We start from the raw sequence: 21,865 nt of genomic DNA, 5'->3' as shown, positions 1-21,865 counted from the left end.
GGACCGGTGCGCCCGACCGCGGGTGTTGCCGAACGTGGTGGTCGTCGCGCCGGGGCTCACGATGGCGCACCCATGGTGTGAACCTCTTGCAGAGTTCCTGCACGGCGCTGGTGCAGGCGCTATCCCTGGTGTCGGGGAGAGGTCTCGGCACACGGGGGTGAGGGACGTGGCGGTCGTGGTGCGTCTGCTGGGGGAGGTGGCCGCCGAGGTCGACGGGCGGCCGGTGGACCTGGGCGCGCCCAGGCAGCGGTGCGTGCTGGTCGCGCTGGCGGTCGACGTGGGCCGGGCGGTGCCGGTGGACCGGCTGGTCGAGCGGGTCTGGGGCCCGGACGTCGCCCGGCGGGCGCGGGCCACGCTGCACAGCTACATCTCGCGGCTGCGGCGGGCGCTGGCGGGCGCGGGCGGGCCGGTGATCGTGCGCCGGTCGGGCGGTTACGCCCTGGTCGCCGACGTGGTGGTGGACCTGCACCGGTTCCGCGAGCTGTGCGCCCGTGCCGGTGGTGACGACGTCCGGGCGTTGACGGAGGCGTTGGCGTGGTGGCGCGGCGAGGCGCTGACGGGCCTGGCGGGCGACTGGGTGCAGGCCGTGCGCGACCGGTTGGGGCAGGAGCGGTCGGCCGCCGAGCACGACCTGGTGGACGCCCGGCTGCGCGTCGGCGAGGGCGCGGAGCTGGTGGCCGAGCTGTCCGCGCGCGCCGCCCGCCACCCGTTGGACGAACGGGTGGCGGGCCAGTACCTGCTGGCCCTGCACCGGGCCGGGCGGACGCCCGACGCCCTGGCGCACTACCGGCGGGTGCGCACGCGGCTGGTCGAGGAGCTGGGCACCGAGCCCGGCGTGCCGCTGCGCGAGCTGCACCGACAGGTGCTGGCCGCCGACCCGGCCCTGGCGGCGACACCCGTGCGCGCCGCCGCGGTGGTGCCCCGCCAACTGCCGGCCGCGCCCGTGCCGTTCGTCGGTCGACGGGCCGAGCTGGACCGCCTCGACGCGGTGAGCACGGCCGCCACGGTCGGCATCGCGGCCGTCGTCGGCGCGGCGGGCATCGGCAAGACGTGGCTGGCGCTGCACTGGGCGCACCGGCTGCTCGACCGGTTCCCCGACGGCCAGTTGTTCGTGGACCTCGGTGCCGACGGCGTGCCGATGGACCCGGCGGTGGCGGTGCGGGGCTTCCTCGACGCGCTGGGCGTCGACCGCCGGCCGACCGACCCGCACGCCCGGGCGGCGTTGTTCCGCAGCCTGGTCGCGGGCAGGCGGATGCTGCTGGTCCTGGACAACGCCGTCGACACCGCCCAGGTCACCCCGCTGCTGCCCGGCGGCAGGTCGTGCGCGGTGGTCGTGACCAGCCGCGACAGCCTGCCGGGGTTGATCGTCGGCCACGGCGCGGCGCACGTGCCGCTGGACGTGCTGTCCGGCGCGGAGGCGCACGCGATCCTGGCCGAGCGGTTGGGGGCGGTCCGGGTGGGGGAGGAGCCGGGCGCGGTCGAGGAGCTGGTGGGGTTGTGCGGCGGGTTCCCGCTGGCGCTGGGCATCGCGGCGGGGCACGCGTGCACCCGCCCGTGCCTGCCGTTGAGCGTGCTGGCCGCCGAGCTGCGGGCGTCCGGCACGGGCGCGTTGGTCGACCACGACCTGGCGACCGGCTCGTCCTGGCCCCACCGCCGGAGCACCCGTGAGCGCGGGCGGGTGGTGGCGCTGCCCGGGCGGTCACCGGCGTCGACGTGGCCGGAGTACCGCTCCGAGGTGTCGGGGCACTGCTGCGGGGTCTGGCGCGGGCAGCGCTGAGGCGCACGGCTGTCCGTGAGCGCGGCCCCGAGCCGCGTGGTCGGGCGTGCCGGGCGGCGGCGGGGTGCAGGGTGCGCCGCCGCCGCCCGGCCGTGGGCCCGACGGTCAGAACTGCAACGACCAGCCGTTGATCCGGCCGGTGTCGGCGGACGCGACGTCCTGCACGCGCAGCTTCCACGTGCCGTTGGCGACCTCGGACGACGCGTTCACCGTGTACGTCGTCACGACGTCGTTCGCGCTGTCGTTGCTGGAGGTCTTCACCCGGTACGCCGAACCGTCCGGCGCGACCAGGTCGATCACCAGGTCGCCCCGGTAGGTGTGGGTGATGTCCACGCCCACGGCCAGCGCCGCCGGCGCGTTGCCCGCCACGCCGGACACGGTGATCGGGCTCTCGACCGTGCTCAGGTCGGGGATGGTGACGTCGGTGAGGTTCTCGAACCGCGGCCCGGGCGGGTTGTCGCCCGTGCCCGCCAACGTCCACAGGGCGTAGGCGATGGCGTCGCTGTTGCGGTCCAACGCGGTGACGTCGATGTTGGCGGTCGTGTCGCACGAGCGGTGGTAGCAGCGGTCGAAGGCGACGCTCGCCGTGCCGCCCCACTTCTGCGCCTGCGCCGAGGTCTTGGTGGTCTCCGCGCCGGTGAACGTGCCGCCGACCGGGATGCCCGCCCGCGCGAACGCCGCGTGGTCGGACCGGCCGCCCACCGAGGTCAGCTCGGTCGGCACGCTGAAGCCCGCCTGCAACGTCTCCTGCAACTGCAACGACCCGGTCGGCTGACCGGAGGCGCTGTAGACGAAGTAGCCGGGGTTCGGCGAGCCGATCATGTCGAAGTTCAGGTACGCCTTGATCCTCGACCGCTCGGTCGTGGGCAGGTTGTTCACGTAGTAGGTCGAGCCGACCAGACCCAGCTCCTCCGCGCCCCACCAGCCGAACCGGATGTGCCTGCGCGGCGCGAACGCCTGCCGGGACACGGTCAGCGCGATCTCCAGCAGGCCCGCCGAGCCGGAGCCGTTGTCGTTGATGCCGGGACCGGCGCTGACGCTGTCGAGGTGGCCGCCGAGCATCAGCACGTCGTTCGGGTCGCCGCCCGGCCAGTCCGCGATGAGGTTGTAGCCGGTCGCGCCGCTGCTGGTGAACTGCTGCACGGACGTCTGGTACCCGGCCGCGTCGAGCTTGGCCTTCAGGTGGTTGACCGACGCCAGGTAGCCGGGCCTGCCGTGCGCCCGGTTGCCGCCGTTGTTGGTGGCGATGGTCTGCAGGTCGTTCAGGTGGGCCTGCACGTTGGCCACCGGGATGTCCGGCACGGCCACCGCGCCCACCGGGGCCGCGGTCGCGACCGGTGGGCTCAACAGGGCCGCGGCGAGCACCAGGGCGCTCGCCGCGGGGATCGTCCTTCGCAAGGACATGGCTGCCTCCGCAGGGTGTAGGGAAAGCCACGCACGAGCGTGCGGGCTGGGACACCACCGCGGTAGCGACTTTCGTCGTGGCGCGTTCGGACGCAGGTCGCCTATCGCTGAACCTTTGATGACTTCAGTGCAGACCGAAAGTCACGGCTGGGCGCGCTGGGCGCGTGCCCGCCGCTTCCCCTCGTGCATGGCCTGGACGCGGGCGACCGGGATCGTGTGCCCCTCGGCGACCAGGTCGTCGGGCATCTCCTGCGGTGCGGGCATCCGCGAGTGCCACGGGTCGTCGTCGCCGAGCAGGGCGGCGGCGGTCTTCACGGTGAAGTCGGCGGGCGTCACGGAGTCGAGGTCGTCCCACGCGACCGGGAACGACACGGTGGCCCCGGGCCGGATGCGGGGGCTGTACGCGGCGGCCACGGTCGCGCCGTAGGCCCGCGTCGAGTCGAGGAACACCCGTCCGCCCCGGTCGTCCTTGATGAACGCCGTGGTCGCGAGCGCCGGGTCGAGCCGTTCGGCCCGCGCGGCCAGCGCCCGGGTCGCGGCGGCCACGTCGTGGTCCGCACCGGACACGGGCACGAACACGTGCACGCCCTTGGACCCGCTGGTCTTCACCACGCCCGTCAGCCCGTCTTCGGCCAACGCCCGCCGCACCAGCTTAGCCGCCGCCACCACCACGTCGAACCCGGAGCCCTCGGGTGGGTCGAGGTCGAGCACCAGGTGGGTGGGCCGGTCGAACGCGTCGGCGGGCGCGAGCGTCACGTGGTACTCCACCGCGCGCTGGTTGGCGAACCACAGCAGCGTGCGGCGGTCCTCGCACAACGCGTACCGGATCTCGCGCTTGGACGTCTCCGCCCACAGCGACACCGACCGCACCCACGGCGGCGTGTACTTAGGCAGGTTCTTCTGCGTGAACGGCTCCTGGCCCGGACGCACCCGCACCACCGACAACGGCCGCCCGGTCAGGCCGGGGATGATCCGGTCCGCCACCGCGTCGAGGTAGTCGACGAGGTCGCCCTTGGTCGCCTCGGCGCCGTCGAACAGCGGCTGGTCGAGGTTGGTCAGCGCCACGCCGTCACGCTCTTCACCCATCGCACCACCCTTGCGGTTGACCGTGCCGCGGGCAAGCCGGGCACGGCCCGCGCCACGGGGGAGCGGGCCGTGCCGGTGGCTCAGGCGGGCAGTCGCCACACCTGGTTGGAGCCCGCGAAGCAGTCCCAGAGCTGAAGCCGGGTGCCGTCGGCCGAGCTGGGACCGGTGGCGTCGAGGCAGCGGCCCGAGGCGGGGTTGCGCAGCGTGCCGTCGGCGGCGGCCTGCCACCGCTGCGCGCCGGTGCCGTTGCAGTCCCACAGCTGGACGACGGTGCCGTTGGCGGTGCCGGCGCTCGCCACGTCCAGGCACTTGCCCAGGGCGCGCAGCGAGCCGTCACCCGCGACGGTCCAGCTCTGCGCGGTCGTGCCGTTGCACGTCCACAGCTGGATCGCGGTGCCGTTGGCCGAGGACGCGCCGGCCACGTCGACGCACTTGCCCGCGATGCCGGTGATGGGTCCGGTGCGACCGGGCGGGGTGGTGCCGCCCATGATGGTGTCGTAGATGGCGCTGACCAGGGAGGTGCTGCCGCTGGTGTCCTGCGACAGCTCCCAGTTCATCACGCCGCCCGCGTTGGCCAGGGCCCACTGGGTCTTGCGCTTGATGGTGGGGACGCCGTTGTAGCACTGCTGCACGCCGCTGACGGTGACGCAGTCGCGGTTGGCGTTGGCCGGGTCCAGGGCGACCAGTTGCGCGTAGGTGTAGTAGGTGGGCCGGCTGTAGAACGGCACGCCGAGCACGGCCTTGGCGGCGGGCAGTCCGCGCGACTTCCAGTAGTTCACCGAGCCGATGGACCAGTCGTAGTTGGCGTGCGGGGTGCCGCCGTCGTAGGCCATGATGTTGAGCCAGTCGACCTGGCCGAACACGGCGGTCTGGACGCCTTCCGCGGTGCCGCCGCCGGACACGACGGCGGCGGTGAGGAGCTTGCCCCGGCTGTGCATGGCGGTGCTGAGCTGTCCCATGAGGGCGGTGAAGTTGTTCGCCGACGCGCCGGGGTCCGGGTACTCCCAGTCGATGTCGACACCGTCGAGGTTGTACTGGTTGACCACGTTGACGACGCTGTTCACGAACGTGGTGCGGCTGCCGGAGCCGGCGGCCAGGGCCTCGAACGCCGAGTCGTTGCCGTCGTTCCAGCCGCCGATGGCCAGCGAGACGCGCACGCCGTTGTTGTGCGCCAGGGTGACCAGGGACGACAGCTTGCCCGGGTCGGGGATGGCCTGGAGGGTGCCGTTGGCGTTGGGCAGGGCGAACGCGTAGTTGATGTGGGTGAGCTTGGTGTACTGCACGGCGTTGACGCTGCCCGCCCAGGAGGGCAGGTAGCCGACGCTCTTGAAGCCGTTGGGCAGGACGGTGGCCTGTGCCGCCGGAGCGGTGGCGACGGCCACCGCGAGGCCGGCCGCGGCCGTGGCGAGGGCGAGGCCCGCCGCGCCCCACCGTGATCGTGCGAGGTGGTGCATGAGGTGTTCCTTTCGCAGGGAACGGGTGCCCGTGGCGTCGCTCCCGGACGCGCGGCGGCGGGTGCGCGCGGGTGCTCGGCAGGGGACTGGCAGCCGCGGCCGACCTTACTGGCGTACTTGATTCAAGTCACGATAAAAGTGGGCGAGGGTGAGCCGGCGCAGCCGGGAGGGATCCGCGACGACCTCGTACGCGGCGATCCGGTCGTGCCGGACGGTGACGGTGAGGACGAACCGGAGCCGTCCGCGCGGCGCCACGACGATGCCGACGCGTCCGTCCACGAGGGCCGGTTCGGCGTGGCGGGCGTTCGCGGTGAGCAGGACGGTCTCGGCGGCCACGGCGTGCGCGCCGCGGACCTCGGTGGGCGCGCCGGCCGGCAGCGCGGCGGGGTCGGCCCGGCGGACCACGTCGGGGTCCAGCACGGTGAGCAGCGCGTCGAAGTCGCCCGCCCGCGCGGCGGCCAGGAACGCCTCCACCACGTGCCGCTGCCGTGCCAGCTCGGCCTCCGGGAGGTCGGTCGTGCCGCGGACCTTGCGGCGGGCGCGGCTGGCGAGCTTCTTGGTGGTGGCGGTGCCGCGGCCGACGATCGGCGCGATCCGGTCGAACGGCACGGCGAACGCGTCGTGCAGGACGAACGCGATCCGTTCGGCGGGGGTCAGGGTGTCCAGGACGACCAGCAGCGCCCGACCGATCGAGTCGGCCAGCAGCGCTTCGGTCTCGGGGTCGTCGTCGGCCGGCGCGTCGGGCAGGTGGTCGACGGTGTCCTCGGGTCGGGCGCGGCGGCGGCGCAGCACGTCCAGGCACACCCGCGACAGGACGGTGCGCAGCCAGGCGGCGAGGTTGTCGACCTCGTCGACGTCGACCCGGCACAGCCGCAGCCAGGTCTCCTGCACGGCGTCCTCGGCCTCGGGCAGCGAGCCCAGCATCCGGTGCGCGACCGCGCGCAGGTGCGCGCGGTGCCCCTCGAACCGGTCCGCCAACTCGTCGTGCATCGGTCCCCTTCCCGGTCACCTACCCGGTGGACGCACCGGGAGACCGAAAGGTGACACGTCGACACCCTCGACTTCGCCGCCGCCGACGTGGTAGCCAGGGGGAGCGAGTCACGGCCGCCGCCGGAGACCGAGGAGAGCGCATGGTCAAGCGTCTGGTGGCGGCGGGCCTGTCGGTCGCCTGCCTGGTCGCGGTGCTCGTGGGCCCGGCACGGGCCGCGGGAGCGGTGTGGTCGGCCGCGTTCAGCCAGTCGTCGGTGTGGAGCACCGGGTACGGCGGGCAGATCGTGCTGACCAACACCGGTGACGCGGACAGCACCGGCTGGGTGGTGGAGTTCGACCTGCCGCCGGGGACGTCGGTGAGCAACGCGTGGAACTCGGTGCTCACCCGGGACGGGCAGCGGCACCGGTTCGCGAACGCGGGGTTCAACGGCCGCGTCCGGCCGGGTGGCACGGCGAGCTTCGGGTTCACCGTCGCCGGTGTCGGCCTGCCGACCGGCTGCACGGTCGGCGGCGTGCCGTGCGAGGGCGGTGCTCCCGCGCCGGACACGTCCGCCCCGACCGTGCCCGCCGGCCTGCGGGTGAACGGGGTGACGGCGGGTTCGGTGTCGTTGGCGTGGGGCGCGTCGACCGACGACGTCGGCGTCACCGAGTACCAGGTGCTGCGCGGCACGACGGTGGTCGCGTCGAGCACCGCCACCGCCGCGACCGTGACCGGCCTGCTGCCGGGCGCCGCGCACGCCTTCGCCGTGCGGGCGCGTGACGCGGCGGGCAACGTCTCCGGCCCCAGCGCCGAGGTCACCGCCACGACCGCCGCGGGCGGGTCCGTCGTGGACGTGTCCACCGCGGCGCAACTGGGATCCGCCCTGGCCGCGGCCGTGCCGGGGCAGACCATCCGGATGGCCGCCGGCGTGTACCGGGGGTCGTTCGTGATCACCCGGCCGGGTACCGCCTCCGCTCCCGTCACGCTCACGGGTCCGGCGGACGCGGTGCTGGTCAACGACGGCCCGTCGGGCTCCGGGCCGGCCTGCCCGACGCCGACGCCCGGCTGGGACCCCGGCTACGGGTTGTGGCTGCACGACGCGCCGCACTGGAACCTGGTCGGGTTCACCGTGCGGGAGTCGAAGAAGGGCATCGTCGCGGACAACTCGCACCACACCGTGATCGACCGCGTGCGGGTGCACCACGTGGACGAGGAGGCCGTGCACTTCCGGCGCTCGTCGGCCGACGGCGTGCTGCGCGACTCCGCGATCAGCCACACCGGGTTGGCGCAGCCGGGGTACGGCGAGGCGGTCTACCTCGGGTCGGCGAGCTCGAACTGGGCGTGCCACGGCAACTCCGGCGGGGTGGACCGCAGCGACCGGGTGCTGGTGGTGGGCAACCGCATCGGGCCGGGCGTCACCGCCGAGCACGTCGACGTCAAGGAGGGCACCTTCGACGGCGTGATCCGCGGCAACACCTTCGACGGGACCGGGATCTCCGGGCAGAACTCGGCGGACTCGTGGGTCGACGTGAAGGGCGTCGGGTACCTGATCGAGGGCAACACCGGCACGTTCGCCCCGCCCGGCGTGTTCGCCAACGGCTACGAGACGCACAACCCGGCCACCACGCCGTCGTTCGCCAACGGCTGCGGCACCGTGTGGCGGGACAACCGCTCCGACCTCGGCGGCGTCGGCCAGTACGCGATCCGGGTCACCTCGACGTCCAAGTGCCCCGGGGTGCTGAACGTGGTGCACGCGTCGAACACCGTGACGCGGGCGGTGGTCGGGCTGACGAACATCGCGGTCACGCCCTGATCCCGGTGAGCCGAAAACCGGGTGCGCGCGGTCGGCGCGGTGGTGTGTGATCGCGGGCATGGCGATCGCATTGGCCGTGCCCGGTGTCGACGGGCTGGGGGAGGTCGTGGCCGCGCTGCGGGACTGGCAGCACGACGGCGCGCCGGTGCAACTGCACCCCGGTGACGTGGGCTGGTTCTGGCGGTTCGGCGCGGAGGCGACGGCCGCGGCGGTCCGGACGTGGAGCCGGGGCGGTCGGGTGCTGGCCGTCGGGTTGCTGGACGGTCCGGACCTGCTGCGGCTGGCGGTCGCGCCGGACGCGCACCGGGACGAGGAGCTGGCGCGGCGACTGGTCGAGGACGTGAGCGCGCCGGGGCGTGGCGTGCTGCCCGAGGGCGCGGTGGCCGTGGAGGCGCCGACGGGCACGCTGGTGCAGGACCTGTTGACGGCGGGCGGCTGGCACGACGGCGAGCCGTGGACGCCGCTGCGCCGCGACCTCACCGAGCCGGTGGAGGACCTGGGCGTGCGGGTCGAGGTGGTGGGGCCGGAGCGGGCGGACGCGCGGGCCGCGGTGCAGCGGGCGTCGTTCGACGGGTCGACGTTCTCGGTCGAGCGCTGGCGCGCGATGGCGTCCGGGTCGCCGTACACCGACGCCCGGTGCCTGCTCGCGCACGACGACGAGGGCCGCGCGGTGGCGGCGGTGACGGTGTGGTCGGCCGGTCCGGGCAAGCCCGGGTTGCTCGAACCGATGGGCGTGCACCCCGACCACCGCGGTCGCGGCCACGGCAAGGCGGTCACCGTCGCGGCGGCGGCCGCGTTGCGGGAACTGGGTTCGTCGAGCGCGCTGGTGTGCACGCCGAGCTCCAACGTCGGCGCGGTCGCCACCTACCGGTCGGCGGGGTTCGCGCCGCGACCCGAGGTGCGGGACCGGTGCCGGGGTTAGGGCTCGTGGCACGTGGGTTTCCGGCGTGACCGAACCGGACGCGCGGGCGCACGTCGATCTGCGCGGCCTGGCGGACGTGGCCGAGGAGTACTCCGGTGGGCGCCCGGTTCGTCGAGGCGAACCGGCGCGGCCGCGCGCTTGGCGCACGGCGTCGACGGTGACCGACGTGGTTCCGGCCGCTGACGGTGCCGGTGACCGGCGTGCGCGACCGGGGCGCGCGCAGCCAGCGCAACGTCGAGCGCACTCCGGCCCGCTCGAAGGGGGCCGTCGAGCCGATGACCCGACCGTGCGCCGACAGCGCCGCCGGGCAAAGCGGGAAACGCATTTCCGGCCGTTGATCCGAATCGTTTTCCGGCTTTTAGGTTAGCCTCGCCTCAATGCTTTCGTGTTGCGGTACCCGCTGGTCGGTGGCACCGTCCCGAGCAGGAAACGGTTGCCCGAAGGAGCGGTCATGACCACCACGGAAATGCCGGCCGTCAGCGAGTGCACGGTCACCGGTTGTTCGTACAACCACGACGGCTGTCACGCTTTCGCGATCACCGTGAGCGGCGCGAACGGCGCCGCCGACTGCGGCACGTTCATCCCGCTCGCCCGCAAGGGCGGCCTGCCGAAGGTCGTCGCGCAGGTCGGCGCGTGCTCGCGCACGGACTGCGTCCACAACGCCGAACTGGAGTGCACCGCGTCGGGTGTGCGCGTCGGGCCCGGACAGGGCGACCACGCCGCCAACTGCCTGACCTACACCCGGAACACCGGCGCGGCGAGCCCGACGGTGTCGTGACGAACACGTGCGACCGCCGGTCGGTCAGCACCCCTCAGAGCTGACCGACCGGCGGGACGGCGTCGTCAGCGCCGTCGCCGGTGGTGCCCGGCCACCACGAGCGCGGCGGCCAGCAGCACCAGGTTCTTCAGCACGAACTCGCCGGTGGTGCTGAGCAGCAGCGGGTTGCCGTGGCGGAACGCCACCGCCGGCTGCACCACCAGCACGAGGAACGTGCCGAGCAGGTGCAGCGCCGTCAGCGCCGCCACCAGCGGCACCCCCACGGCCACGATCAGCGCCATCCCGGCCAGCACCTCGAACACGCCCACCGCGGGCACGAACCAGGACGCCGGCAGGAACGGCACCGTCGCCGCGACCAGTTCCCGCACCGGCGACGTGCCCGTCACCTTCAGCGCGCCGAACCACACGAACACCACGCCCAGGGCGACCCGCAGCAGCGGCACGGCCCGGTCGAGCAGGCCCTCCACCGCGCGTGACGCCGACTCGGTGAACGTCGTGCCCGACCACGCCGCGCCGGACGGCTCGGCGGGCCCGGTGCGGTCGGCCTCCGTGCGGTCGGCCTCGGGCGGGCCGGTCAGTTCCCTGCTCATCGCTCTCCCCCCTCGTCGGTCACCTGTTCCGTCCCCCTGGTCCGGTCCGCGGGGACCACCCCCGCGTCCGGCCGGCACCCGACCCGGCGTCAGTCGCCGGACCGACGGGCGGTCGCGAGCGTGTCCCCCAACGACCGCAACCGCGCGTCGGTCCGCCGCACCTGCTCGGCGACCACGTCCAGCGCCCGGTCCAGGTGCGGGCGCACCGTGGCCGCCCAGTCGACGCCGCCCGCCCGGTCGCGGGCGTCCTCGGTCGGTTCCGGGAACGCCGTGGCCACCGCGTACACGACCGCGCCGAGCACCGCGTCCAGCACCAGCTCCGGCAGCAGCGACAGCACCAGGTTCGGCAGGTGGCCCGCCTCCTCGTCACCGGCCCGCGAGTGCCACGGGTCCAGGTGCGGCCGCACGGTCTCCCACAGGCCCGCGTCGACCGCGCCCACGCCGTACCTGCCGGCCCACTGCAACGCGTCCGCCCTGGTCACGGTGGCCGCCAGCGCCTGGCGCGCGTCCGTGCCGATGCGCAGCAGCTCCGCCAGGTCCAGCCGCTCCGGCGCGCCCAGCAACGCCGGCCGCAGGTCCATCGCCACCTGGTGGTGCCAGCGGGTGGCCCACACCGCGCGCCACCACATCGCCTCCTGGGTCGCCGGTCGCGCCAACCACACCGCGATGTTGCGGTAGTAGGACTTGATCTCCTCGTACGCGGCGCGGCCCGCCGCCGACGCGGCGAACCCGACGCTCTTGATCGGGTCGCCGGGCACGGTGGGGTCGCCGACCAGGTTGATGTTGAAGAAGTGGTGCCACGTGGCGTCCACCGTCACCCGGCCCACGCCGACCTGGTGCCCGTCGTACGCGCCGATCGCGCCGAACGTGCTCGCGTCCAGCCGTCCCTTGCGCGGGTCGCGCTCGGCGGCCCGCGCGTTGAGCGTGGACCACGCCACGACCTCCGGCGCGAGCCCGGCCGGGTACTCGGTGATCTCGTACCCGTCGAACGTGAACGACCGGGTCAGGTCGTCCGGCACGTAGCACTCGCCCTCGTGCGGGTGGTCGGGCAGCACGCGGATCGTGCCGCGCGGACCGCACAACAGGGGGTGCGGGTAGGCCTGGTGCGCCCACTTCGGCGAGTCCGACGTGGCGTACATCCGGGGCGTGATGACCTGCGGGATGTCGTCGGACTGGTCGTTGAGCTGGAACAGCGGGTCGTGGCCCTCCGACAGCGTGTCGTTGCGGTCCGGCCCGTCGATCGACGGCGCGACCGGCTCGCCGTTCGGGCCGGGGTCCGGCCAGTGCCACTTGCGCATGCTGCGCACCCGCGGCAGGTCGCCGCACATCGACACGCCCAGGTCCTCGTGGTCACCGGTGGCGAACACGCCGCCCCCGCCGTCCATGAACTCCGCCAGCGCCCGCAGCTCGGTCTGCGCCAACGGCGGTCGGGGCGCGCGGGCCACGCCGAACAACCAGATCTGGTCGTACTGGCCCAGGTCGTGCTCGTCGAAGCGGAACGCCGGGATGTCCGCGGTCAACGCGGGCAGGTTGGCCTCCCGGTGGGCCTTGGTCACCTCGAACCGCACCCACGGCCCGGGCGGCGTCTCCAGCACGTCCACCAGCGTGGCCAGGCCGAAGTCGGCCCGGTCGAAGCTCGCGGTGCTGTCGGTCACCATCAGGATCCGGACGGCGGCCGGGTCGGCCAGGACGGAGGTGTTCGGCATGTGTCGCCCCTCTCGGTTCACGGGGTCATCCCTTCGATCTCGACCAGCAGGTCCGGGCGGCAGACGTCGACGGTGAACACCGCGACGTCCGCGCGCCGGGAGAATTCGTCGCGGCACAGCCGCGTCACGATCGGCACGTCCTCGGGGCGCTTGACGTAGACCTTGATCGCGCGCAGGTCGTCGAGGCGGTAACCGCCGTCGAGGCCGTGCCGGGCGAGGTTGCCCGCGCCGATGAGGGCGGCGATGTTGGCCAGCGTCACCTGGACCTGGCGCGCTACGTCACCGGGCGCGACCGTGGCGTGGTCGAGGATGCTCGCGGTGCCCGACACGTACAGCGAGCCCCGGCCCCGCTCCGGCTTGAGGTACGTCGCCCGGGCGAAGCTCGGCGGCCTCGGCCCGTACTGGCGCGGGTACTCGTGCGCCGGCACCTGCAACGGGTTCTCCAGGTGCACGGCCTCGTGCGACCGGTGCGCCAGGAAGTAGAACGCGACACCGCCGCCCAGCGAGCCGATGCCGGTCGACGCGGGCATGGCGTGCCCGCGCTCGTCGAACGCCCGGCCACGGCCCACGCAGAAGTCCCGGTACACCTCGGTGCCGTGCGCGCTGAGGTCGGTGATGCCGGCGAGCATGTTCCACATCCGGAACACGTTGCGGTAGCCCAGCTGCTCGACCAGCTCGAACGCCGCCAGGTACGCCCGGCGCGCCGCCTCCCCGCAGTCCGCCGACGGCCCGATCCACCCGGCGCAGAACAGCACCTCGCCGTCGTGCGCGTAGAGCAGCCCTTCGTGCTCACCGGTGCGCACCACGTCGCCCTCGGTGTGCCAGACCTCGACGACCTCGGGCTCACCCGGCCGCGCCATGTGCAGCGGCAGGACCGGCAGGCCGTGCTCCCACCGCGGCGGACCGCCCTCGGTCGAGAAGCGGACGGCGCCCAGCACGGTGTCGCCCGCGAGGCCGGCGAAGTCCTCCGCCGACCGGAACGTGCACGGCGGCGCCACGATAACGTTGCCACGCAATGGTTTCCCCCCTCAGTGGTGGACCGGCCGCCACGCCGCGACCACGGCGAGCGCCTGTCCGGGATTGAGCCGCGGGTCGCACAGGCTCGTGTACGAGCCGGTCGGGAAGTCGTCCCAACCGCACTCCTCGACCTCGTCCGGCGTCGTCTCCAGGTGCAGTCCGCCGGCCACCCCGCCGGCGTCGCGCACCGCCGCCCGGAAGCCCGCGACCTCGCGGACGACCGTGGCGACCAGTCGGGTCTTGCGGCCGCGGCCGTCGGTGACCGTGTTGGCGTGCATCGGGTCGCACAGCCAGATCACCGGGTGGCCCGCCGCGCGGACCGCCCGCACCAGCGGCGGCAGCAGCTCGGCCACGCGGTCCGCGCCCAGGCGGGCGATCAGCGTCAGCCGACCGGGCTCCCGCTCCGGGTCCAGCCGCGCGCACAGCGCCCGCAGCTCGTCCGGCCCCACGCCGGGGCCGACCTTGCACGCCACCGGGTTCGCCACCGACGCCAGCAGCCGCACGTGCGCGCCGCGCACGTCCCGCGTCCGGTCGCCGATCCACGGCCAGTGCGTCGAGGTCAGCAGCGCCACGCCCCGGTCGTCCCGGCGCACCAGCGGCAGCTCGTAGTCCAGCACCAGCGCCTCGTGGCTGGTCCGCAGCCACGGGTGGTGGTGGCGCAGCACCCGGGTGGCCGACCGCGCCGCGTGGTAGCCCGCGACGAGCCGCGCCGGGTCCGGCTGCCGGGCCACCACGTGCGGCTGCGGCGCGTTGACCAGGTCGCCCCGGTACACCGGCAGCTCGACGCCGCGGACCAGCTCCGTCGGCCGCGACCGCGGCTTGGCGAACTGCCCCGCCACCCGGCCGACGCGCACCACCGGCAGGCCGTCGCCCAGGGCCGCGGCCAGCCGGTCGACCAGCGCGGCCTTCGGCGTCACGTGCCGCGGCCCGCACTCGGCGAACGGCTCGGCGCAGTCACCGGCCTGCACGACGAGCCGCCGCCCGGCCGCCACGTGGGCCAGCTCCGACCGCAGCACGGCCACCTCCGCCGCCGTCACGAGGCCGTCCAGCCGGGCGATCCTGGCCCGCATCGCCGCGGCGCGGCGGTCCGGCCACGACGGCTGCTGGGCGGCGGGCAGTGATTTCCAGTGCGCCGCCTCCCATTCGGACAACACCTCCGCATGGTTGTGCGCAACAGGCTCGGTGGACACTCGCGCCTCCGTTGATCCGTTTCCCCCAGAACTTTCGAGAGCAATACTGCTGAATCGCGCGGTGCGTTTCGTCGGCCCGCGGGCGGATTCACGGCTTGCGCTTTCCCGTGCTGCGTCGCCCGATCGAGGTAAACCGCCAGGGGGATCGTCAAGCTCCGACGCAGGGTGGACGATAGTGGCGGGAGGGGGTGGTCCCATTGTTCGCGTGCGCGGAAATGACCGCGCGGTGATCGTGGGATCGCGTGACAAGGGGAGGGAATATGACGTCCAGTGGCAGCGTGCGCCTCGTGGTGTCGGTTCAGGAGCACGGATTCGAGGAGAAACCCTGGGAAGGCCACCTGGCCACCGGGCTGTTGACCAAACCCGGCGTGGTGCTCGTGCCGGCCGCGACCGACGGCGTCGCCGAGGCCACCGAGGGCATCGACCTGCTGGTGCTGCCGCTGCCGCTGGACGAAGGCCGCCGGGTCGAGCGGCTCGTCGCGCGACGCGTCACGTTCTTCCGGCTGCCCGGTCGCCGCGGTGACCGGTTCGCGCTGATCCGGATGGCGAACGACTCGCGGCACGAGCCGAACGTCGGCGAGTTCACCGAGGCGCAGTTGGACGAGGCGCTGGAACGGCACGAGGGCGACCTGTGGGCGGCGTTGGAGGACCTGGGCGTCATCGAGCCCGGATCGCGGGACGCGGTCACGCCCGAGCTGCTGCGCCAGGTGCCCGAGGTCGAGGCCGCGCAGCGCCGGCCGGAGTTCGAGCAACCGGAGGACGGCATCGTGCCCGGCGGACCGTGCGACCTGCTGCCCACCTGCCGGAAGGGGACGGCCTGATGGAGGGGGAGGGACGGCCACGGTGGTTGTCCCGCGCCACGGCGGTCGACATCGCCCTGGCGGCGTCGGCCGCCGTGGTGGACGCGTTCCTGTTCTCGGCGGTCAGCAGCCGCAAGCCCGAGGGTGCCGGGCTCTGGCTGTTCGTCGCCCTGGTCACGATCGGCTTCGCCGCGTTGTTGGTGCGGCGCCGGTGGCCGGTGCTGGTGTTCGGCGTCATCTGGGTGTGGGCGGTGCTCGTGACGCCGACCAGCGAGCTGGAGTTCCAGCCGACCGCCATCCCGTGCGTGGCGCTGTTCACCGTGGCGCTGCGCACGCAGATCAAGGTGTCGGCGGGCGCGCTGCTCGCGTGCGCGGTGCTGGCCGTGCTGGCCGGGCTGCGGGAGGCCGCGTCCCGGCCGCCCGAGGCGCGGATGGTCGCCACCTACGCCACCCTGGTGTTCTACCTGCTCGTGTACGGCTGCGTCTGGGCGGGCGGGCGGTGGGCGCGGCTGAGCCACCAGCACGCCGACGACCTGGAGTTCCGCCGCCGGGTCGAGGCGCACGAGGCCGTGATGGGCGAGCGGACCCGCATCGCGCGCGAACTGCACGACATCGTGGCCCACTCGGTCACGGTGATGGTGTTGCAGGCGGCGGGCGCGCGGCGGGTGCTCGACAGCGACCCGGCGCGGGTCCGGCGCGCGCTCGGCCACATCGAGGAGGCCGGCGAGCAGGCGATGGGCGAGCTGCGGCGGATGCTGACGGTGTTGCGGCTCAGCGACGACGACGAGGCGGGCGACGGGGTGACCGGCCGGCCGCAGCCGGGCCTGGGCGACGTGCCGCACCTCGTCGGCACGGTCGGCGCGGCCGGGGTGGGCGTCCGCACGCGGGTGGAGGGCGAGCCGCGGCGGTTGGCGGCCAGCGTGGACCTCGCCGCCTACCGGGTGGTGCAGGAGGCGCTGACGAACGTGACCAAGCACGTCGGGCCCGGTGCGCAGGTGGACGTGCGGCTGCGGTGGGAGCCCGACGAGCTGACCGTGGAGGTCACCGACGACGGGCGGGGCAGGCGGCCGGAGCGGCCGCTGTCGACCAACCACGGCCTGGCCGGGCTGCGGGAGCGGCTGGCGATCGTGGGCGGGCGGTTGGCCGCCGAACCGGTGACGGGGGGCGGGTTCCGGGTGACGGCCGTGCTGCCGGTCGCCGGTCCGGTGGCGGGCGAACCCGTGGGGGAGCACCGGTGATCCGCGTGATGCTGGTGGACGACCAGCCGTTGGTGCGGGCGGGCCTGGCGATGCTGCTCGACGCGGAACCGGACATCGAGGTGGTGGCCGAGGCGGACGAGGGCGCGGGGGCCGTCGCGCGGGCGGGCGAGGTGCACCCCGACGTGGTGCTGATGGACGTGCGGATGCCGGGCGTGGACGGAGTGGAGGCGACGCGGCGGATCATCGACGCCGACCCGGAGGGCGAGGACCACGCCACCAAGATCATCATCTTGACGACCTACCACGTGGACGAGGCGGTGTACGCGGCGTTGCGGGCGGGCGCGTCAGGGTTCCTGCTCAAGGATGCCGTGCCGCGCGAACTGGTGGACGCCGTGCGCACGGTGGCGTCCGGCGAGGCGTGGCTGGACCCGACCGTCGCGAAAGGACTGATCCGGGAGTTCGCCGCCCGGCCGCGCCACCACATGCCGACGTCCGCGGACATGTGCGAGCTGACCGTGCGCGAACGGGAGGTGCTGGTGCTCGTCGCGCACGGCCTGTCGAACCCGGAGATCGCCGCGCACCTCGTGGTCGGTGAGGCGACGGTGAAGACGCACCTGGGTCGCATCCTGATGAAGCTCGGGCTGCGCGACCGCGCCCAGGCGATCGCCGCCGCGTACCACAGCGGTCTGGTCGTGCCCGGGAGCAGCCCGCCGCCGCCGTCCGGACGGGTGTCTTGATCGTTGCGGTCAGCCGTGCGGCCCGGGTGCGCGGTACCGTCCAGGGGTGCGCATTCGTCCGCGCAGGGCACATCGCCGTGCCGAACCAACGAGCGTGATGCTCGACCCGGCCACGGCGGAGCTCGTGCGGCTGGGTGCGTTGCTGGAGGTCGTGGTGCAGGCCGTGGCGTTGCAGGAGCGGGCGGAGGCCGTCATCGCGGACTGCGCGCGTCCCGGTGAGACGTCGTGGGAGGTCGCGCGGCACGGCCGTGCCGTGGCGGCCCAGTACGGCAGGCTGTCCGGCTGGGCCGCGGACCTGGCGTGGCAGACCGACCGTCCCCCGCCGCCGCAACGGATCGTCGAACTCCTGCGCTACCACCTGGGCATGCTGGACTGCGCCCTGAAACTGGCCTTCCCCCGCTACCGCTCGGACCGCTTGGAATCCCGCCGCCTTTCCCTGACGGGCCTGGGTCCACCGGCCCGCGAACTGCGCGACCTGGAAACCACCCTGCGCCACCGCATCACCACCCTCACCTCCTAACCGCGTGTCCTACATCCAGAACGCGTGTGTCCTACGTTCAGAACGCGTGTGTCCTACGTTCAGAACGCGTGTGTCCTACGTCCAGAACGCGTGTGTCCTACGTTCGGAACGCGCGTGTCCTACGTTCAAGACCCCCGAGTTGAACGCTCAGCACAGTCGATCTTGTTCTGAGCGTTCAACTCGGGTGTTCCGAACGTAGGACACACGCGACGTGAACGTAGGACTCGCGGGTTAGAAGGTGGTTCGGCCGGCGGCGAAGGGGTAAAGCGGGGTGCCGTAGCTCGAGGGGACGGGAGTGCCGGCGTCGATGCGGGCACGGATGTCGGCGCGTTCGGCGGCGGTCGCGCCCAGGTCGTAGGGCAGGTCCCAGTGCTCGGTGGCGTCGGCCGGGATGTCGGTGCCGCCGGGGCGCAGCACGTCGCCCAGGGCACGGGGCAGTTGCCACGGCAGCTTGCCCGTCGGGGTGTAGTCGCCGAACAGCAGCGACGCCAGCGCCGGGCCCATCTCCTCGCCGCCGCGGTAGGTCACGACGATGGCGCCGGCCAGGTCGTGCCACTCCGTGATCACGTACGGCCGGGGCAGGACCAGGGCGACCACGACCGGGATGCCCTGGCGGTGGAAGTCCTGGATCAGGGCCAACTGGTCCGGCGGCAGGTACGGCTGTTCCTTCGGCCAGCTCGTCGCGTGCGTGTACGAGGTCTCGCCCACGGCCACGATCGCCAGCTTCGGTGACGGCCCGGTGCCCTCGTGCACGTTCACCCCGGCCTGCGCGGCACGTGCCCGGATCGCCTGGAGCATGGTCTGCGAGCCGTACTCCTGGTGGAAGTAGCTGGTCCAGATGCAACAAGCGGCCGTGTCGTCGGCACGCGGACCGGCCACCACGATGTTGTCACCGCGGTTGAGCCGCACCGGCAGCACGCCGTTCGTGTTCTTCAGCAACGTCATCGCCTCGCGCGACGCCTGGTTCGCCAGCGCCGCGTACTCCGGCTTGTGGAACCGGTACGGCCCGTTCACGGGGTCGCCGTACGGGTTCTCGAAGATCCCGAGCTTGAACTTCAGCCGCAGCACCCGCCGCACCGCGTCGTCGATCCGCGCCGCGGGCACGGCCGAGGTGAACCCGCCGATGGTGAACCCGGGCGCACCCGGGTCCGCGCCGCCCATCACGTCCGAGCCCGCGTTCGCCGCGCCGACCCACGACCCCGACGGCAGCCAGTCGGTCGTGATCAACCCGGTGTACCCGAGGTTCTGCCGCAGGTAGGCGAGGATCTTCGCGCTGTCACCCGCACCCGGCCCGCCCGGGTCGAGCAGCGAGCTGCCCGCGTACCCCGGCATGATGTTCACCGCGCCCGCCTCCATCGCCGCGCGGAACGGCGCGAGGTGGTACTTGATCGTCACGGCGTCGTACACGATCAGCGCCTCACCGCCCGCGCCCTCGCCCGGCCAGTGCTTCACGGTCGCCAGCACGGACGCCGGGTTCAGCTCCGGCCCGCCCTGCAACCCGGCCACCAGCGCCCGCACCTGCGCCGACGCCACCTCCGAGCTCTCGCCGTTGCCCTCCTGGATGCGCGGGTACAGCACCTTCGTGCCCACCTCGGCCAACGGCCCGAGCACACCGCGCGTGCCGACCTCCAACTGCTCGCGCCGCTGCATGTCGCCGAGCTTGTAGTCCAACGGGTAGTTCCGCGCCGCCGCCAACGCGCTCTGCAACGGGTACGTCGTCTTGTACCCGGCGATCGTGTCACCGGCCGACACGAACGGGATGCCGAGCCGCGTCCCGCTCGACCCGAGCAACGCCGCGTGCAGGTCCTGCGCCTCCGCAGGCCCGAAGTGCCACCCGGAACGCGGGAACACCTGGGCGTTGTAGAACATCTGGTACGCCTTCTCCTCGATCGTCATCCGACCGAGCAGGTCGTTCACCCGCGTCTCCACGGGCTGCCGCCAGTCCTCGTACGGTTCGATCGTCCCGTTCTTGTTCAGGTCACGGCTGCCGTTCACCACCCGCACGCCGTCGGCGACCGTCGTCAACGTCGGCAGGTACACGCTGAACGTGCGGATGTTCGACGCGCTGACCCCGCCGGACCCGTCCACCGCCACCACGTACCATTTGTACGTCCACCGGTCGGCGATGTCCCACGACGGCGTGTAGCTCGTGCCGGTGGGTTCGGCGACCTTGGTGTAGAGGTCGATCAGGTTGCCCGACGCGGTGAAGTCGTAGTCCGTGCGGCTGACGTTGAGCCACACCTGGTAGCGCACCGCGCCCGGCACGGCCGCCCAGGAGAACACCGGGCGCCGGGTGGAGGTGATCATCGCGTTGTCGGCGGGCGCGGACAGCGCGAACCGGCCCGTCACCGCCGGGGCCTTGGTGGGCGGCGACAGCAGCGGCGGGGTGGCCGCCGAGGTGTCCACCGTGCCGAACACCTGGAACTCCCACAGCGACACGCCGTAGCCGGTGGCCCGCGCGGTGGCGAACAACCGCAGGTAACGGCCGGTGCCGGCGACCGTGAGCCGTTCCGTGCCGCCCGCGCCGGTGGTGGTCGAGTAGATCGACGTCCAGTTCACCGCGTCGTTGGACACCTCGAGCCGGTAACCGCGCGCGTACGCGCCCTCCCAGTTCAGCACGACCTGGTTGACCGCGGCCACGCCGCCGAAGTCGACGCGCAGCCACTGGTCGTCGGCGAACTGGCTGGACCAGCGGGTGGTCGTGCGGCCGTCCAGCGCCGCGGCGGGCGCGTTGCCGCCTTCCCAGGTCGACGCCGCGACCTGCTTGTACTGCGAGATCGGCGTGCCGGAGGCCGAACCGCCGGTCGTGCCGTAGACCTGGAACTCCCACAGCGAGTACCCGTAGCCGGTGGCGCGGGCGGTGCCGAGCACCCGCACGTGCCGGCCGACGCCGGTGACCGGGATGCTCTGCGTGCCACCGGTCGCGGCGGTCGCGGTGTGGATGGTGGTCCACGTGGCGCCGTCGGCCGAGGTCTGGAGCTGGAACGCGGTCGCGTAGGCCGATTCCCAGGTCAGCACGACCCGGTCGAGGGTCGCGGTGGCCCCGAGGTCGACGCTCAACCACTGCGGGTCGGTGAACGCGCTGGACCAGCGGGTGCCCGCGTTGCCGTCGGTGGCGGCGGACGCCGGGGTGCCCGCGTTCTCGGTGGACGACGCGGTGGTCGGCTTGCCTTGGGACAACAGGACGCCCGCCGCTCTCGCGGCCACCGAGGCGACGAGCTGGCCCGCGATCAGGGCGGCGAGGACGAGGAGCAGGGGCAGGGCCCGGCGGCGGTGCCGGGCTGGCGCTTCGGGCATGGCGACTCCAGGCAGGGGTGACCCGCGGCCGGTGTGCCGCCGGCCGCGGGTCGTCGACAAACTCTCGGAGAGCGCTCTCCCACAGCGAACTTCACCCGCGTGCCGCCGTCAAGACAACGGCGGACCGGTTCTCGCCGCTCCGGTGGCCCGGTTCCGGTCACGTCCGGGAGCGGCGCATAGGATCGCCGGGTGACGATCACGATTCCCGGTTTCGGCGAGCTGACACCGGTGGACCACGCCCCCGACGGAGTGGCGTGCTGGAACGCGACCGTCGCCGACACGGCGGTGAGCGTGCTGGTGGAACGGCCGGCCACCGCGGACGACCTCGACCTGGAGTTCATCGGCTCGGTGCTGCGGGACCGCGAGCGGCTGCTGGCCGTCGCGCACGAGGCCGCGGCCGACCACCTGCGCGAGCACCCCGGCTACGCGCCGGACGCCATCGACGAACCGGAGTTCACCTTCCACCCCGGCCGCGACTGGCTGGTCCGGTTCGCCGAGGTGCGCGTGCCCGGCTTCACCGAGCTGGGCGTGGTGGTCGTGTTCAACGGCGTGGACGTCGTCGGGGTGGACGACCTCGCCGACGTCGAACTCGCGGACGACTGACC

18 protein-coding genes are annotated in these 21,865 nt (G+C 73.4%); 9 read left to right on the top strand and 9 right to left on the bottom strand.

What is annotated here, in order from left to right; genetic code table 11:
- Positions 1 to 166 precede the first annotated feature (166 nt).
- Positions 167 to 1,777 carry a transcriptional regulator gene (locus LZG04_RS20820; RefSeq protein WP_233819423.1) on the top strand — a complete coding sequence of 537 codons (1,611 nt, stop codon included), beginning with the start codon at positions 167 to 169 and terminating at the stop codon, positions 1,775 to 1,777.
- A gap of 105 nt (positions 1,778 to 1,882) precedes the next feature.
- Here the strand turns inward: LZG04_RS20820 and LZG04_RS20815 are convergent, their stop codons facing one another.
- From LZG04_RS20815 to LZG04_RS20800, 4 genes are all read right to left on the bottom strand, one after another.
- Complete coding sequence (locus tag LZG04_RS20815; protein ID WP_233819422.1) at positions 1,883 to 3,181, bottom strand: M28 family peptidase; 1,299 nt, start codon at positions 3,179 to 3,181, stop codon at positions 1,883 to 1,885.
- Between the two features lie 141 nt (positions 3,182 to 3,322).
- Positions 3,323 to 4,267, bottom strand: coding sequence for a DNA polymerase domain-containing protein (locus tag LZG04_RS20810; protein ID WP_233819421.1), 945 nt, complete (start codon positions 4,265 to 4,267; stop codon positions 3,323 to 3,325).
- Positions 4,268 to 4,347: 80 nt separating this feature from the next.
- On the bottom strand, positions 4,348 to 5,721 hold the full coding sequence (locus LZG04_RS20805; protein ID WP_233819420.1) for a glycosyl hydrolase family 18 protein: 1,374 nt from the start codon (positions 5,719 to 5,721) through the stop codon (positions 4,348 to 4,350).
- 105 nt (positions 5,722 to 5,826) lie between these two features.
- Positions 5,827 to 6,711: a sigma-70 family RNA polymerase sigma factor gene (locus tag LZG04_RS20800; protein ID WP_233819419.1), complete on the bottom strand. Its 885-nt coding sequence runs from the start codon at positions 6,709 to 6,711 to the stop codon at positions 5,827 to 5,829.
- A gap of 140 nt (positions 6,712 to 6,851) precedes the next feature.
- Here LZG04_RS20800 and LZG04_RS20795 point away from each other — a divergent pair, with 140 nt between their 5' ends.
- The 3 genes from LZG04_RS20795 to LZG04_RS20785 all read left to right on the top strand — a co-directional run bounded on the left by LZG04_RS20795 (position 6,852) and on the right by LZG04_RS20785 (position 10,204).
- Positions 6,852 to 8,504, top strand: a complete 1,653-nt coding sequence (locus LZG04_RS20795; protein ID WP_233819418.1) for a cellulose binding domain-containing protein — start codon at positions 6,852 to 6,854, stop codon at positions 8,502 to 8,504.
- Between the two features lie 58 nt (positions 8,505 to 8,562).
- Positions 8,563 to 9,426: a GNAT family N-acetyltransferase gene (locus LZG04_RS20790; RefSeq protein WP_233819417.1), complete on the top strand. Its 864-nt coding sequence runs from the start codon at positions 8,563 to 8,565 to the stop codon at positions 9,424 to 9,426.
- Between the two features lie 451 nt (positions 9,427 to 9,877).
- Positions 9,878 to 10,204, top strand: coding sequence for a DUF1540 domain-containing protein (locus LZG04_RS20785; RefSeq protein WP_233819415.1), 327 nt, complete (start codon positions 9,878 to 9,880; stop codon positions 10,202 to 10,204).
- 65 nt (positions 10,205 to 10,269) lie between these two features.
- Here LZG04_RS20785 and LZG04_RS20780 read toward each other — a convergent pair whose 3' ends face one another.
- The 4 genes from LZG04_RS20780 to LZG04_RS20765 all read right to left on the bottom strand — a co-directional run bounded on the left by LZG04_RS20780 (position 10,270) and on the right by LZG04_RS20765 (position 14,671).
- On the bottom strand, positions 10,270 to 10,794 hold the full coding sequence (locus LZG04_RS20780; RefSeq protein ID WP_233819414.1) for a DoxX family protein: 525 nt from the start codon (positions 10,792 to 10,794) through the stop codon (positions 10,270 to 10,272).
- Between the two features lie 89 nt (positions 10,795 to 10,883).
- The gene (locus tag LZG04_RS20775; protein ID WP_233819413.1) at positions 10,884 to 12,500 is read right to left on the bottom strand and encodes a hypothetical protein; all 1,617 of its coding nucleotides are present in this window, start codon (positions 12,498 to 12,500) and stop codon (positions 10,884 to 10,886) included.
- Positions 12,501 to 12,517: 17 nt separating this feature from the next.
- Positions 12,518 to 13,516, bottom strand: coding sequence for an FkbO/Hyg5 family chorismatase (locus LZG04_RS20770; protein ID WP_233819411.1), 999 nt, complete (start codon positions 13,514 to 13,516; stop codon positions 12,518 to 12,520).
- A 12-nt stretch (positions 13,517 to 13,528) separates the two neighbouring features.
- A complete protein-coding gene (locus tag LZG04_RS20765) occupies positions 13,529 to 14,671 on the bottom strand; it encodes a 3-deoxy-7-phosphoheptulonate synthase (protein ID WP_308199207.1) in 1,143 nt (380 codons plus the stop codon).
- A gap of 296 nt (positions 14,672 to 14,967) precedes the next feature.
- Between LZG04_RS20765 and LZG04_RS20760 the strand changes: the two genes are divergently transcribed.
- The 4 genes from LZG04_RS20760 to LZG04_RS20745 all read left to right on the top strand — a co-directional run bounded on the left by LZG04_RS20760 (position 14,968) and on the right by LZG04_RS20745 (position 17,963).
- Positions 14,968 to 15,528, top strand: coding sequence for a hypothetical protein (locus tag LZG04_RS20760; protein WP_233819410.1), 561 nt, complete (start codon positions 14,968 to 14,970; stop codon positions 15,526 to 15,528).
- A gap of 26 nt (positions 15,529 to 15,554) precedes the next feature.
- Positions 15,555 to 16,745, top strand: coding sequence for a sensor histidine kinase (locus LZG04_RS20755; protein WP_233819409.1), 1,191 nt, complete (start codon positions 15,555 to 15,557; stop codon positions 16,743 to 16,745).
- Positions 16,742 to 17,443, top strand: a complete 702-nt coding sequence (locus LZG04_RS20750) for a response regulator transcription factor (RefSeq protein ID WP_233819408.1) — start codon at positions 16,742 to 16,744, stop codon at positions 17,441 to 17,443. Before LZG04_RS20755 ends, LZG04_RS20750 begins: the two co-directional genes overlap by 4 nt.
- Positions 17,444 to 17,540: 97 nt before the next feature.
- Positions 17,541 to 17,963, top strand: coding sequence for a hypothetical protein (locus tag LZG04_RS20745; protein ID WP_233819407.1), 423 nt, complete (start codon positions 17,541 to 17,543; stop codon positions 17,961 to 17,963).
- 231 nt (positions 17,964 to 18,194) lie between these two features.
- Here the strand turns inward: LZG04_RS20745 and LZG04_RS20740 are convergent, their stop codons facing one another.
- Complete coding sequence (locus tag LZG04_RS20740; RefSeq protein WP_233819406.1) at positions 18,195 to 21,260, bottom strand: discoidin domain-containing protein; 3,066 nt, start codon at positions 21,258 to 21,260, stop codon at positions 18,195 to 18,197.
- Between the two features lie 189 nt (positions 21,261 to 21,449).
- Between LZG04_RS20740 and LZG04_RS20735 the strand changes: the two genes are divergently transcribed.
- Positions 21,450 to 21,863 carry a hypothetical protein gene (locus LZG04_RS20735; protein WP_233819403.1) on the top strand — a complete coding sequence of 138 codons (414 nt, stop codon included), beginning with the start codon at positions 21,450 to 21,452 and terminating at the stop codon, positions 21,861 to 21,863.
- Positions 21,864 to 21,865: the final 2 nt, after the last annotated feature.

It is taken from the genome of Saccharothrix sp. S26, from assembly GCF_021390395.1.
In the GTDB taxonomy this organism is placed as follows: Bacteria; Actinomycetota; Actinomycetes; order Mycobacteriales; family Pseudonocardiaceae; genus Actinosynnema.
The sequence above is the reverse complement of the archived record's forward strand: the minus strand, read 5'-3'. Positions and strand labels throughout refer to the sequence as shown.

Bases quoted from the DNA above. Each gene is read 5' to 3' on its own strand.
- LZG04_RS20815 (WP_233819422.1), bottom strand. From the start codon at position 3,181: ATGTCCTTGCGAAGGACGATCCCCGCGGCGAGCGCCCTGGTGCTCGCC.
- LZG04_RS20810 (WP_233819421.1), bottom strand. From the start codon at position 4,267: ATGGGTGAAGAGCGTGACGGCGTGGCGCTGACCAACCTCGACCAGCCG.
- LZG04_RS20805 (WP_233819420.1), bottom strand. From the start codon at position 5,721: ATGCACCACCTCGCACGATCACGGTGGGGCGCGGCGGGCCTCGCCCTC.
- LZG04_RS20800 (WP_233819419.1), bottom strand. From the start codon at position 6,711: ATGCACGACGAGTTGGCGGACCGGTTCGAGGGGCACCGCGCGCACCTG.
- LZG04_RS20795 (WP_233819418.1), top strand. From the start codon at position 6,852: ATGGTCAAGCGTCTGGTGGCGGCGGGCCTGTCGGTCGCCTGCCTGGTC.
- LZG04_RS20790 (WP_233819417.1), top strand. From the start codon at position 8,563: ATGGCGATCGCATTGGCCGTGCCCGGTGTCGACGGGCTGGGGGAGGTC.
- LZG04_RS20785 (WP_233819415.1), top strand. From the start codon at position 9,878: ATGACCACCACGGAAATGCCGGCCGTCAGCGAGTGCACGGTCACCGGT.
- LZG04_RS20780 (WP_233819414.1), bottom strand. From the start codon at position 10,794: ATGAGCAGGGAACTGACCGGCCCGCCCGAGGCCGACCGCACGGAGGCC.
- LZG04_RS20775 (WP_233819413.1), bottom strand. From the start codon at position 12,500: ATGCCGAACACCTCCGTCCTGGCCGACCCGGCCGCCGTCCGGATCCTG.
- LZG04_RS20760 (WP_233819410.1), top strand. From the start codon at position 14,968: ATGACGTCCAGTGGCAGCGTGCGCCTCGTGGTGTCGGTTCAGGAGCAC.
- LZG04_RS20745 (WP_233819407.1), top strand. From the start codon at position 17,541: ATGCTCGACCCGGCCACGGCGGAGCTCGTGCGGCTGGGTGCGTTGCTG.
- LZG04_RS20740 (WP_233819406.1), bottom strand. From the start codon at position 21,260: ATGCCCGAAGCGCCAGCCCGGCACCGCCGCCGGGCCCTGCCCCTGCTC.